The sequence below is a fragment of the Pseudomonas sp. FP1742 genome (assembly GCF_030687145.1).
GTDB lineage: Bacteria > Pseudomonadota > Gammaproteobacteria > Pseudomonadales > Pseudomonadaceae > Aquipseudomonas > Aquipseudomonas frederiksbergensis_D.
In genome coordinates this window covers 3,096,335-3,108,767 of sequence record NZ_CP117460.1, presented here as the reverse complement: position 1 = coordinate 3,108,767, position 12,433 = coordinate 3,096,335, and the positions used below count along the sequence as shown (strand labels likewise).

Below are 12,433 nucleotides of genomic sequence, written 5' to 3'. Positions count from 1 at the left end.
ATGCCATATTTGAAGTGGCAGGTCCTATTAATTAGGGCATCCGAATCTGGTGGGAGCGTTTCGATGAACGATTTGGTTCCTACTGTTGAAGAATTGTTGTTGCTGGTAGAAGTTATTGAAGCTGGCGGCTTTACAGCGGCTAGTGCAAAAACGGGTATTCCAAAATCGCGACTTAGTCGACGCATCATGCAACTAGAGGAGCGGCTCAGCGTTTGTGTGATCGAGCGTAACTCCCGACGGTTTCGGGTCACCGAGCTTGGGTGGAGACTGAATGAGCATGGATTATTGATCCGAAGCGAAACACGAGCCGCGATGTTTAGCGCACTCGAACGCACAAGCCAACCGTCAGGACCACTTCGTATCGCTTGTCCCAGCGTCCTTGCAGAATCGTTGGTGACCGATATTGCTTTAGAGTTCGCCCTTCGTTATCCGCGTGTCCGCGTTGAATTAAATACCACTTACGGCTTCGGCAAGCCAATGTCCGCCCCTAACGATCTGGTCATTTTTCCTAGTCTAGATTCACTACCCGATTCTGACATGGTCGCGATCAAAATAGCCGACTACCCTCACCTATTAGTTGCTCGAAGCGATTGTTTTGCTGCATCAGACTGGCCTGATACCCCACTGATGCTAACGGATAAAGCAGCTATAGGTTGGGACGGCGAGAAGTCGAGCGCCACCTGGCTTTTGATGGGCCCAAACAATCAGACCATCGATGTTCGGATGTCGATCAGGTTTTGTGCAGATAATCTTTTGACCTTGCATCGGGCGGTTATGGCGGGCTTAGGCGTCGCCCGCCTGCCGGCAATGCTTTGCAACGATCAGATAGAACAGGGGTTACTGCGGGTAATTACCCCTGGTTGGTCACCGCCGCCGGTTTCCATGTACGCGCAATACTCATCACGCCGCAGCCTGAGTATGGCGGGGCGTGCGTTTCTGGAAATGCTAACAACCGCATTGCAGCGTGAAGTCGGACGTTATTGACAAACACACAAGCGACCAGCAGCGATGTGGCCGTGTCTGTCGCTCAGCACGGGTCATATCCACTGCGGTAAGGAGCGCTGGCTATTACGGTGTGATTAAGCGAAGCCTGGATTATATCCGAGCCCATCACAGCCTGTGGAAACGATCATGCAGTTGCGGGAAGTTAACGTTTGAAAAGTAGTTCCCCTGTCTGCCCTGCGGAAAAATCTCAGTATTGGCTGGCAGGGAATCACACAGCATGCTGTGGGCGGTTATCGAGTGGGCAGGAACGAGTGTTTTACTCGTTCAATCTTGAAGATCACATCCCAGCCAATCACCTTCTGCGCAGCACAATGTCTCGATCTGACCGACCTGCGCCATTACCTCACCTATAGCCCGATCGGGCTTCCGTCGATTGATCCTGAACGTATGATCCGCATGCTGATCGTGGGCTATCGCTGGTTCTGCGCGACCTGCGCTGAACGACATAACGGATGGTCGGGCTTTGGAGCGCGCGACCCAGGCATGAAGATCGGCAGGAAAGCCAGTTAACCCAAGCTAGAAGATGGGAAGGCCTGGCCGCTACGAAAGTTGTAGGAGCAGATAGGCGCTGAGGTCAGACGGCCATCATTTACTTCCCACACGGACGTCAGCGCCGGCTTTTCCAGTGTCCCCGTCCCAGAAAACCTCAGCGTACGATTTTTCGAATTTTGCGGGCTCCCCAATAAGCTGCCGCGTGGAATGATTAATGCGGCGGCCTGAAGCAAACGGCATCAGAACGAGTTGTTTTTCCGGGCGGCAAGTCGTTGCAGGGTCATGCTCGGGGTCTCGTTAAAAAGCTTTCGATATTCACTCGAGAAACGGCCGAGATGACTGAAGCCCCAACCCATCGCAATCACCGTGATATTGCGCGCCGAGCGGTCTTCGAGAATTTCTTGTCGCACAGCAGTCAAACGAAATTTCTTCAAGTAGGCCATCGGCGACATGCCGATGTACTTTTTGAAGTCTTCGAACAATTTGAAGCGTGAAACCCCGGCGACCATTTCTATATCTTCCAAGTGCAGTTGTTCACGTGCGTTGTCGTGGATGAACTCCTTGGCCTTGACCAGATAATGCGGCAATTTGAGCCCCAGGCGATTGCGAAGATCCTGCGAGTAGTTACTCGGCTGAGCCAGGATCAACCCCTTCACTAGCGCGTTTTCCAGATCGCAACTGAACTGCAACTGGCCGTACAGGTCACTTCGCTCCATTTCTTCGATAAAATGTCGTGCCATGCGCCACCAGGAGGCGATGGCGCCATTGACCGCATCCATGCACGGATCGAAACATAGCGGCTCAACGACAGGTCGCTGCAACAAGTTTTCGAGCGTCTTGTGCATTGCCGTGCGGGTGATGACCACCTGCAACTTGCGGCAATCGCCGCTGATACTCAGTTCCTGACTCTCATTCGGGGAGACGATCACCCCGTGATCACAGTCAGAGCGCAACAGTATGCCGCCCTTCCTGAATTCCTGTTCTCCCGTGAGTGGCAGGCTTAGGCTGTAACTGTTGAAGCTGTCGACATCAGCGACCCCCACTGTTACATCGGTGCCGTATTCAATGCAGCCAAGGGTGGTGGACATCGACTTGAGAACATTTCCAATATGGTGGAACTGAATGGCGCCAGGCCTGCTCGCAGTGAGCAGATGCGGCCCGCAGATATTCGACATCCAGGAGCGTGCGCCAGCCAGATCAGCGCGGTTGGCACAGAAATCACGAAAATAGGATTCAGGCTTTATACTCATTACGGAGCTACTCAACAAGGCAATGTATGCGTGCTCTAACGGCACATCTAGCGTTGTAAAACAGCAAGCATCGTGCCACGGCTGCTACCAAAAACCCCCAGGCTGATTTTGTGGATAGTATTCGACAATTTTCCGGATGGTCGGGCGCCCACAGCCCAAATGCGAATACTTCATTTTTATATCACTGTGCTCTCACAACCCCAAATCAGAGCCAGACTTCCCACCTTTGGCGACTTGTCGGCAGGGATGAACCAAACCGGTGCACGCGCTTCCCCTAATTGTCTGAGCATTACTGACGCCGAGTACTGGGTCGTCTCTACACGGTCATGTCACGCAGGTGTTACCAAGTTGGAAAAATGTGGCTAGCTATATAAAGCCACACCAATTATTTGGATATATTTAAATGAATATTCGGATATATATGACCAGCCAGTAACTGAACCACTATCGAACAACTCCTATTATTCAGGCTGCGGCACACAAATTTTCCGGACTGAATTTGGCAAAAAACCGGATAGTCCTCAATGCCTGTAACTCTTTCTAATGAACCTACCGATTTGCCAGATGTGAAAGGTACAGGTTCATGAATAATTCAAAAAGCATTGCACAGTGGAAAGAGTTCGTTAGCGGATGCCTGGACTTTCGTCCGATAGAAGGCGTCTTCCGTATTGCCCGGAATATGTTCACCGTGCCCGAGCTCTTTGATCTCGAGATGGAACTCATTTTCGAAAAAAACTGGATCTATGCATGCCATGAAAGCGAGATCCCTAATAAGCACGACTTCCTGACTATGCGTGCCGGCCGCCAGCCGATGATCATCACCCGTGATGGCGAGGGCGAGCTCAACGCAATGATCAACGCCTGCCAGCACCGTGGCACCACTCTGGTCCGCGTTGGCAAGGGCAACCAGTCCACATTCACCTGCCCCTTCCATGCATGGTGCTACAAGAGCGACGGCCGCCTGGTGAAGGTCAAAGCACCGGGCGAATATCCGGAAGGTTTCGACAAGGCCACCCGTGGCCTGAAGAAGGCACGCATCGAGAGCTACAAGGGCTTCGTCTTCATCAGTCTGGACGTGAACGGCAGCGACTCGCTGGAAGACTACCTCGGCGATGCCAAAGTGTTCTTCGACATGATGGTTGCTCAGTCTCCCACTGGCGAGTTGGAAATACTGCCCGGCAAGTCGACCTATAGCTACGAAGGCAACTGGAAACTGCAGCACGAAAACGGCCTGGATGGCTATCACGTCAGCACCGTGCACTATAACTACGTCTCTACCGTGCAGCATCGCCAGCAAGTCAATGCTGCCAATGGTGGCGGCTCCAGCACACTGGACTACAGCAAACTGGGCGCCGGTGATGCCGCAACCGACGACGGCTGGTTCTCGTTCAAAAATGGCCACAGCCTACTGTTCAGCGACATGCCCAATCCCACAGTGCGCGCCGGTTATGCCACGGTCATGCCGCGCCTGATTGAAGAATACGGTCAGCAGCAAGCCGAGTGGATGATGCACCGTCTGCGCAACCTCAACATCTACCCGAGCCTGTTCTTCATGGATCAGATCAGCTCGCAGCTGCGTATCGTGCGTCCGGTGGCCTGGAACAAGACAGAAGTCATCAGCCAGTGCATCGGCGTCAAGGGTGAGTCCGACGCGGACCGGGAAAACCGGATTCGCCAGTTCGAAGATTTCTTCAACGTTTCAGGTATGGGAACCCCCGACGACCTGGTGGAGTTTCGCGAAGCCCAGCGCGGATTCCAGGCCAGCCTCGAGCGCTGGAACGAAATATCCCGCGGCAGTGAAAAATGGGTTGAAGGCCCAACTCCCAACAGCGAGGTCCTGGGTATCAACCCGGTACTGACCGGCACCGAGTTCACCCATGAGGGGCTCTACATCAATCAGCACAGATCCTGGCAACGCTTCCTTCTGCAAGGTCTGGAACAAAAAGCCCTGAAGTTGAAGGAGGTGTGAAATGAGCGCTCTACAACATTCCGTCGAACAGTTCCTCTACCGTAAATCCGAGCTGTGTGATCAGCAGGATTGGGACGCCTATATCGCCCTCTTCGATGAGCAAAGTGAATTTCACCTACCGCAATGGGAGTCGGAGCATGTGTACACCACCGACCCCAAGCGCAGCATGTCGCTGATTTACTACTCGAACCGCTCTGGCCTTGAAGACCGGGTGTTTCGCCTGCGCACCGGTAAGTCGGCGGCTTCAAACCCGATGCCTCGCACCTTGCACATGATCAGCAACGTGCGCATCTCAGAGCGCGAAGGGGGCGAATTGGAGGTACGGGTCAACTGGAACACGCTGTACCACCGCCAGGCAATGTCCGAGCAGTTCTTCGGCCGTTGCACCTATCACCTCCAGCCCGTAGGCGACAGCTGGAAGATCACCCGCAAGCACGTGGTCCTGCTCAACGACACCATCAACTCGGTGCTCGATTTCTATCACCTCTGATTTTTGGATGTACGGATCATGAATCACAAGGTCGCTTTCAGTTTCGCCGACGGCAAAACGCTGTTCTTTCACGTGCAGGGTAACGAGATCCTCCTCGACGCAGCACTGCGCCATGGCATCAACATTCCGCTGGACTGCCGCGAAGGTGTCTGCGCCACCTGCATGGGTCGTTGCGAATCGGGTGACTACAGCCTGGACTACGTGGATGAAGAAGCGTTGTCGGCCAAGGACCTGCAACAGCGCAAGGTGCTGACGTGCCAGACACGAGTTAAGTCGGATGCATCCTTCTACTTCGACTTCGACTCGACGCTATGCAGCAATGCCGGTCCGGTTCATCAGCACGGTGTCGTCACAGCCGTCCAACAGGTCTCGCCGACCACCGCGATTTTGCATGTGGACGCCGGCGCCGACGGCCAGCACCTGGACTTCCTGCCGGGACAGTACGCACGCTTGCAGGTGCCGGGCACCGAGGCCACGCGCTCCTTTTCCTTCGCCAATCGACCGAACACCGCCAACCACCTGCAGTTTCTCATCCGCCTGCTGCCTGACGGGGTGATGAGCAATTACATCCGTGAGCGTTGCCTGGTCGGCGATGAAATACGCTTCGAAGCACCACTGGGTGCCTTCTACATGCGCCACATCGAGAAGCCGCTGATTCTCGTGGCTGGCGGCACCGGCCTCTCGGCCTTCCTCGGCATGCTCGACGAAATCGCCGAGCGCGGCTGTGGTCAATCGGTGCATTTGTACTACGGCGTGCGCCAGGTGGCGGACCTGTGCGAGGCCTCACGTATTGCTGGGTATTCCGAGTGCATTCCGGACTTTACCTACACACCAGTGATTAGCGACGAGGGCCAGGATTGGGACGGCAAGCGCGGCTATGTTGTTGAACACTTTGACGCGGCCAAGCTGCGCGAAGAGCCTTTCGATATGTACATCTGCGGTCCACCGCCGATGGTCGAGTCGGTCAAGACCTGGCTGCAGGAGCAAGGCCTGGACCACGCCCACCTGTATTTCGAGAAGTTCACTGAAAGCAATACCTGAAGCACTTCCCAGGCAAAGCAGACCCGACATTCGGCCGGATAGTCGGGTTCAGCCCCAAGGCAACGATTCCAGCCACTACGACACAGCTCAATAACTCTAACAATCCCGGCCTCAAATAATTCGACTGCCCACAAATAACATTCAGCACGCCGTAATTCACGGTAAAGCACTAGCAAAGGCGGCATTATGAAAAACACGTTCCCTCTTGCGTTGCTTGGGGCCGCACTGGCCTCTTCGCTCCCGGCCATGGCCCAGGATCCGGTGCGCATCGGTTTCATCACCACACTGTCCACACCCGCCGGATATCTCGGAGAGGATGCCCGCGATGCATTCCGTCTGGCGATGGAGCAGCAAGGTAATACCCTCGGCGGCGTACCAGTTGAGCTAGTTGTGGAAGACGACGGCCTGCAACCGGCCACCGGTAAGCAAATCGTCGACCGTATGAGCCTGGACGGCATCTCGCTGTACACCGGGGTGATTTTCTCCAACGTACTGGCCGCTGTGGTCAATACAGCGTTAAAAAACGATGGTTTCTACTTGAGCAACAATCCAGGCCCGTCCAACTTGGCGGGCGAGCAATGCATGCCGCACTACTTCGCGGCGGCCTACCAGAATGACGTTCCTCACGAGATGGCGGGGCTGGCCGCCAATGACCTCGGTTACAAAAATATGGTCATCCTTGCCCCCAACTATCAAGCTGGCCGCGATGCGTTAGCCGGCTTCAAGCGAACGTTCAAGGGCCACGTCACGGAGATCTATACCAAGCTCAACCAGCTGGACTTCTCCGTGGAGCTAGCGCGTATACGTTCCCTGGCTCCGGACGCGATCTATCAGCTCCATCCAGGTGGGGCCGGGATCAATTTCGCCAAGCAATATGGCAGTTCGGGCCTGAACAAGAGCGTCCCGATGTTGGTGCCCATCTTCTCCATGGACGAACGCATCCTCAGTGCCACCGGCAAAGTGGCCGAAGGCGTCAATATCGTCAGCGGCTGGAATCCGCAGTCGGACAATCCAGCCAACCAGGCGTTCGTCAAAGCCTTCAACGAGAAGTACAACCGCGCGCCGACGGTTTACGCCGCCCAAGCCTATGACACCGCCCGCTTGATCGGCTCCGCCCTCAAAGCGACGAATGGCAACCTGAAGGACCCCCAGGCCTTCCGGGCCGCCTTGTATGCAGCCCGGTTCGACTCCGTACGCGGCGAATTCCGATTCGGCAACAACCAGCACGCGGTGATCGACTGGCACCTGCTGCGCGTCGAAGCCGACGCCCAGGGCAAGCTGGTTGAGGTGCTGGTAAAGACCATCGCCAAAGCGCAAGTGGACAGCTACGCCGCCAAATGCGCCATGTGACCCTGCCCTAAGGCTCTGTACCTGTCGGGATCCGTCCCGGCAGGCGCTTCTATCAGGAATTTCGTCATGCTGCTCGAACAACTCCTCAATGGGCTGCAATACAGCGCCCTGCTCTTTCTGCTCGCCTCCGGCCTGACGCTGATCTTCGGCATCATGGGCGTGATCAATCTGGCCCATGGCGCGTTCTACATGGTCGGTGCCTTCTGCGCGGCCTATACGGCCATCGCCACGGGCTCCTTCTGGCTCGGCGGCCTCGCCGCCATCGCAGGTTCGGCACTGTATGGCCTGGTGATCGAAACCGGGATCATTCGTCGCCTCTACAACCGTGATCACCTCGACCAGGTGCTCGCGACACTGGCAGTTGTGTTCTTCACCAACGAGCTCATCACCTTACTGTTCGGCCGCAGCCCTCCGGCGATGCCGACACCAGACTGGTACAACACCTTCGTCGAGGTCTTTCCAGGCTTGATGTACCCGGTCAGCCGCCTGCTGTTCATCGCTGCCGGCCTGCTTGTGGCAATCGGCATGTGGTTGCTGATCAACCATACCCGCCTTGGGATGCTGATCCGCGCAGGTGCCGACGACCATGAAATGGTCAGCGCCCTGGGCGTCAATATCGCGCGCCTGTACACGCTGGTGTTTGTGTTCGGCTGCATGCTCTGTGGCCTGGCCGGTTTCATGGCGGCGCCCCTGTTGTCGGTCGAGATCGGCATGGGCGAGAAAGTCCTGATCACCACCTTTGTAGTCATTGTCGTCGGTGGCGTCGGCTCGGTGCGCGGCGCACTGGTGGGTGCCTTACTGATTGGCATGGTCGACAGCCAGAGCCGAGCTTATCTGCCCTTGTTGCTCGACCACTTGTTGCCGGCCGAAGTCAGCGGCGCGCTCAGTGCCGGGCTGATTTCGGCCAGCGCTTACATCGTCATGGCGCTGGTTCTGTTGGTGTGCCCGCGCGGCCTGCTGCCGGCACGAGCATGAAGGAGAGAAACATGTCCCGTCGAATCATTGTCGATCTGGCTTGCCTGGCGCTTTTCGCCTTACTGCCATTGCTGGCCGTGGTACTCAAGGAGCCTTTCCTGGTCAGCTTGTTCACACGCCTGGCGATCTATGGCCTGGCCGCCGCGAGCCTCGATCTACTGATCGGATATGGAGCAATGGTCAGTTTCGGCCACGCCGCGTTCTTCGGCCTGGGTGGCTATGTGGTCGGCATCATTGCCTTTCATACCTCGCAAGCGATGCCGCTGCTGGGTTGGGGCGGCAGTAACAGTGCGCTGCTGATCTGGCCGATGGCGCTATTTGTGTGCGCGCTGTTCGGCCTGGTGATGGGCTATCTATCGCTGCGCACCAGCGGTGTGCAGTTCATCATGATCACGCTGGCGTTCAGCCAGATGCTGTATTTCGTGCTCAGCTCGTTGTCAGTCTATGGGGGGGACGACGGCATCCTGATGATGGATCGCAACTCGTTGCCTGGCGTCGACTTGAACAACCCCCTGCATTTCTACTACCTGTGTCTGGGGCTGCTGGTGGCCTGGCTGCTGTTCTGTCGACGGCTGGTCGGCTCACGCTTCGGCTTTGTCCTGCGCAGCCTAAAGCAAAGCGAACGGCGCACCGTCAGCCTGGGCCTCAAACCACTGCGCTATCGCCTCACAGCCTTCGTCATAGCTGGTGTCGGGGCTGGCCTTGCCGGTGTGCTCTGGGCCAACTATGCCATGTTCGTCAGCCCTGACATGGGGTCCTGGCAAAAATCCGGCGAACTGATGGCGATGGTCATTTTAGGCGGCGTCGGCACGCTGCTAGGGCCGGTTCTTGGTGCTGCCGTCTACCTGGGGTTGGAGCAGGTGCTAAGCCTGTGGACCGAGCACTGGTTGCTGTTTTTCGGCCCCCTGCTCCTGGCGGTTGTCCTGTTCGGCAAGCGAGGGGTCTATGGGCTGTTACTCATCTCGCGCAAACCTGCTGCAAAGAAAACACCCATTGCTGCCGTTGAGGTGCACCCATGACCGCCCAACTGTTCATTCAAGGTCTGGAGAAGTCCTTCGGCGCCATTAAAGCTACCAATGGCGCGACACTTGAACTGGCAACTGGTGAGCTGCACGCCATCATCGGCCCCAATGGGGCAGGCAAGTCGACGCTGATCTCGCAGATCGCCGGGGAAATTCAACCGGACAAGGGACATATTTTCCTGGGTGGACGAGACATCACGCAGGTCCCGGCCCATGAACGCCCACATCTGGGGCTGGCACGCTCTTTTCAGGTCAGCCAGCTCTATCCCGACTTCACGCTGCTTGAGAATGTCGCCCTGGCCATTGCTGCGCGCGAAGGCAAAACCTTCGGCATGTGGCGCCCCCTGAGCCGCGACCAACGCTTGCTCGAACTTGCACGAAGTTACCTCGTACGCGCAGGTCTGAGCTCGCGAGCCGAGCACTGTGTGAGCGCGTTATCCCATGGCGAACGGCGGCAACTCGAAATTGCTCTGGCACTGGCCCAGGAAGCCAAAGTGCTGCTGCTCGATGAGCCCATGGCCGGTATGGGTGCCGAAGAGTCGGCCCGCATGACCACGCTGCTACACGAACTCAAGGGCCGTTACTCAATCCTGCTCGTGGAGCACGACATGGATGCCGTATTCGCCTTGGCCGATCGCATCACCGTGCTGGTGTACGGCCAAACCATCCTCACCGGCAGCGTCGATGAAATTCGTAACAACGCGCGCGTACGTGCCGCCTACTTAGGAGAAGAGCATGCTTGAAGTCAGTGGGTTGCAGGCCGGTTACGGCCTTAGTCAGGTGCTCTTCGACATGTACCTAAAGATCGAACAAGGTCAAGTGGTGTCGCTGATTGGCCGCAACGGCATGGGCAAGACCACCACGGTCAATTCAATCATGGGCCTACTTAAGCCCAGCGCCGGGAGCATTCGCATCCACGGCAAGGAGATGCGCGGCGCCAACCCATATCGCATCGCCCAGGCGGGCCTGGGCTTGGTTCCGGAAGGCCGTCGTGCCTTTGGCACGCTCAGTGTGCGCGAGAACCTGTTGGCCACTGCTAGCACTGGCAAGGCCGGCAAGTGGGACCTGGCGCGGATCTACGCGTTGTTCCCACGACTGGAAGAGCGCCAGAACCAACTCTCGAAAACCCTGTCAGGCGGCGAACAGCAAATGCTTGTGGTTGGCCGTGCGCTAATGACCAACCCGCAACTGCTCATTCTCGACGAGGCCACCGAGGGGCTCGCCCCCATCATCCGCGAAACCATCTGGCACTGCCTGGCCACGCTCAAGGCCGAAGGCGAAACCATTCTCGTCATCGACAAGAACCTCAGGGAAATGGCCCGGGTGGTCGATTGTCATCACATCATCGAGAAAGGCCGCCAAGTCTGGCAGGGCTCCCCCGAACAACTAGCCGCCGTGCCTGATCTTTCACAACGCTACTTAGGAGTCTGACCCCGTCCGCATCGTCAGGTTAGGCATGCATCCAGCAAGCGCCCAACTATTGATTGCGTTCGTTGCTGTGCCGCGTTCATCCCCGTCCGAAATTCTAAAAATGAGAAGACCCTGTGAAGAACATCCCTACAAACGCTCTCACTCTGACCATTGGCTACGGCATCCTCACGGCGTCCACCTCGGCCCTAGCTGCCGAGGGCTTCATCAATGGCTCCACCGCCACCCTGCAAGCGCGCAACTACTACTTCAACCGTGATTTCGCCGACATCGTGGGAGCGAACAAACAATCCAAGGCCGAGGAGTGGGGCCAGGGCTTTATCCTCAACTTCAAGTCTGGTTATACCCCTGGAACCGTGGGTTTTGGCGTGGACGCCATTGGGCTTCTTGGCCTCAAACTCGATAGCAGTCCGGACCGCACCAACAGCGGATTACTGCCGGTGCAGGCAGATGGCAGGGCACCCGACAATTACAGTCGCGCGGGCATCGCATTGAAAGCCAAGCTGTCTAACACCGAGCTGAAAATCGGCGAACTACAGCCTAATCTACCGGTCCTGACTTTCAGCGATATCCGCCTTCTGCCGCCGACGTACCAAGGTGTGAGCTTGGTTGCCAATGAAATCGATGGCCTGACGCTTCAGGCCGGGCAGTTGAACTCCATCAGTCAACGTAATGAATCTGGCGACGAAAAATTTCAAGCCGTTGTCGGCTCGGTACCCAAGCTCAAGGCCAGCGGCGATCATTTCAACTATGCCGGTGCCGATTATGCATTCAATAACAAGCGCACCAGCGTGGGTGTCTGGTATGCCCAGCTCGAAGACATCTATAACCAACGTTATTTCAGCTTCCAGCACAAGGAGCCTCTGGGTGACTGGACGCTGGGCTCCCTCATCGGTTACTACGACTCCAGAGCGGACGGCAAGCAACTCATCGGTGAAGTGGACAACCAGGCGTTACACACACGATTATCGGCCAAATTCGGTGGGCATACGTTCTCAATCGGTTACCAGGCGATGTTCGGCGATCAAGGTTTCACCAGGGTTTTTGCCAACTCCAGCCCGCTGAGCAATGAGTCTTACACCTACTTCTTCGACTCCGTCGACGAACGTTCCCGGCAGGCGCGCTACGACTACGACTTCGCCGCGCTCGGTGTGCCCGGCCTGACGACAATGGTTCGTTACACTAAAGGTGACAACGTGACGACCACCGGCAATTTCGAAGGTCGGGAGTGGGAGCGCGACCTGGATATTGGCTATGTCATCCAGAGCGGGCCGCTGAAAAACCTCGGCATGATCTCCCGCAACACTGCCGTACGCTCCAACTACCGCTCTGACGTCAACGAGCAACGCTTCATCCTCACCTACACCCTGGCCCTGTTCTAAGAGACTGCGCCGCGCCTTGCGAAACCCAA

At 56.7% G+C, this 12,433-nt stretch carries 11 protein-coding genes and 1 pseudogene; 11 read left to right on the top strand and 1 reads right to left on the bottom strand.

Annotated features, from left to right (window positions below):
* Positions 1–63 precede the first annotated feature (63 nt).
* Both PSH64_RS13730 and PSH64_RS13725 read left to right on the top strand, forming a co-directional pair.
* Positions 64–984: a LysR substrate-binding domain-containing protein gene (locus tag PSH64_RS13730; RefSeq protein WP_305480976.1), complete on the top strand. Its 921-nt coding sequence runs from the start codon at positions 64–66 to the stop codon at positions 982–984.
* Between the two features lie 218 nt (positions 985–1,202).
* Positions 1,203–1,419: pseudogene (locus tag PSH64_RS13725) on the top strand (hypothetical protein); the annotation flags it as partial.
* Positions 1,420–1,736: 317 nt separating this feature from the next.
* On the opposite strand, the gene PSH64_RS13720 reads toward PSH64_RS13725, so the two are convergent.
* Positions 1,737–2,747 (bottom strand): helix-turn-helix domain-containing protein, encoded by a 1,011-nt coding sequence (locus PSH64_RS13720; protein ID WP_305480975.1) that lies wholly within the window; start codon positions 2,745–2,747, stop codon positions 1,737–1,739.
* A 583-nt stretch (positions 2,748–3,330) separates the two neighbouring features.
* Here PSH64_RS13720 and antA point away from each other — a divergent pair.
* The 9 genes from antA (at position 3,331) to PSH64_RS13675 (ending at position 12,404) form a co-directional block, all read left to right on the top strand.
* Positions 3,331–4,716 carry an anthranilate 1,2-dioxygenase large subunit gene (antA, locus tag PSH64_RS13715; protein WP_305480974.1) on the top strand — a complete coding sequence of 462 codons (1,386 nt, stop codon included), beginning with the start codon at positions 3,331–3,333 and terminating at the stop codon, positions 4,714–4,716.
* 1 nt (position 4,717) lies between these two features.
* Entirely contained in the window at positions 4,718–5,206 is a 489-nt protein-coding gene (gene antB / locus PSH64_RS13710; protein WP_305480973.1) for an anthranilate 1,2-dioxygenase small subunit, read from the top strand.
* An 18-nt stretch (positions 5,207–5,224) separates the two neighbouring features.
* A complete protein-coding gene (antC, locus tag PSH64_RS13705) occupies positions 5,225–6,247 on the top strand; it encodes an anthranilate 1,2-dioxygenase electron transfer component AntC (RefSeq protein ID WP_305480972.1) in 1,023 nt (340 codons plus the stop codon).
* Positions 6,248–6,433: 186 nt separating this feature from the next.
* Complete coding sequence (locus tag PSH64_RS13700) at positions 6,434–7,597, top strand: ABC transporter substrate-binding protein (protein WP_305480971.1); 1,164 nt, start codon at positions 6,434–6,436, stop codon at positions 7,595–7,597.
* Between the two features lie 66 nt (positions 7,598–7,663).
* Positions 7,664–8,572: a branched-chain amino acid ABC transporter permease gene (locus tag PSH64_RS13695; protein WP_305480970.1), complete on the top strand. Its 909-nt coding sequence runs from the start codon at positions 7,664–7,666 to the stop codon at positions 8,570–8,572.
* Positions 8,573–8,583: 11 nt separating this feature from the next.
* Entirely contained in the window at positions 8,584–9,591 is a 1,008-nt protein-coding gene (locus tag PSH64_RS13690) for a branched-chain amino acid ABC transporter permease (protein WP_305480969.1), read from the top strand.
* A complete protein-coding gene (locus tag PSH64_RS13685; RefSeq protein WP_305480968.1) occupies positions 9,588–10,337 on the top strand; it encodes an ABC transporter ATP-binding protein in 750 nt (249 codons plus the stop codon). The genes PSH64_RS13690 and PSH64_RS13685 overlap by 4 nt, the downstream gene beginning before the upstream one ends.
* Complete coding sequence (locus PSH64_RS13680) at positions 10,330–11,025, top strand: ABC transporter ATP-binding protein (protein WP_305480966.1); 696 nt, start codon at positions 10,330–10,332, stop codon at positions 11,023–11,025. The genes PSH64_RS13685 and PSH64_RS13680 overlap by 8 nt, the downstream gene beginning before the upstream one ends.
* Before the next feature lie 113 nt (positions 11,026–11,138).
* Positions 11,139–12,404, top strand: coding sequence for an OprD family porin (locus tag PSH64_RS13675; RefSeq protein WP_305480965.1), 1,266 nt, complete (start codon positions 11,139–11,141; stop codon positions 12,402–12,404).
* The last annotated feature ends 29 nt before the right edge of the window (positions 12,405–12,433 follow it).

Bases quoted from the DNA above. Each gene is read 5' to 3' on its own strand.
- PSH64_RS13695 (WP_305480970.1), top strand. From the start codon at position 7,664: ATGCTGCTCGAACAACTCCTCAATGGGCTGCAATACAGCGCCCTGCTC.
- antB (WP_305480973.1), top strand. From the start codon at position 4,718: ATGAGCGCTCTACAACATTCCGTCGAACAGTTCCTCTACCGTAAATCC.
- PSH64_RS13700 (WP_305480971.1), top strand. From the start codon at position 6,434: ATGAAAAACACGTTCCCTCTTGCGTTGCTTGGGGCCGCACTGGCCTCT.
- PSH64_RS13720 (WP_305480975.1), bottom strand. From the start codon at position 2,747: ATGAGTATAAAGCCTGAATCCTATTTTCGTGATTTCTGTGCCAACCGC.
- PSH64_RS13730 (WP_305480976.1), top strand. From the start codon at position 64: ATGAACGATTTGGTTCCTACTGTTGAAGAATTGTTGTTGCTGGTAGAA.
- antC (WP_305480972.1), top strand. From the start codon at position 5,225: ATGAATCACAAGGTCGCTTTCAGTTTCGCCGACGGCAAAACGCTGTTC.
- PSH64_RS13680 (WP_305480966.1), top strand. From the start codon at position 10,330: ATGCTTGAAGTCAGTGGGTTGCAGGCCGGTTACGGCCTTAGTCAGGTG.
- PSH64_RS13685 (WP_305480968.1), top strand. From the start codon at position 9,588: ATGACCGCCCAACTGTTCATTCAAGGTCTGGAGAAGTCCTTCGGCGCC.
- PSH64_RS13690 (WP_305480969.1), top strand. From the start codon at position 8,584: ATGTCCCGTCGAATCATTGTCGATCTGGCTTGCCTGGCGCTTTTCGCC.
- antA (WP_305480974.1), top strand. From the start codon at position 3,331: ATGAATAATTCAAAAAGCATTGCACAGTGGAAAGAGTTCGTTAGCGGA.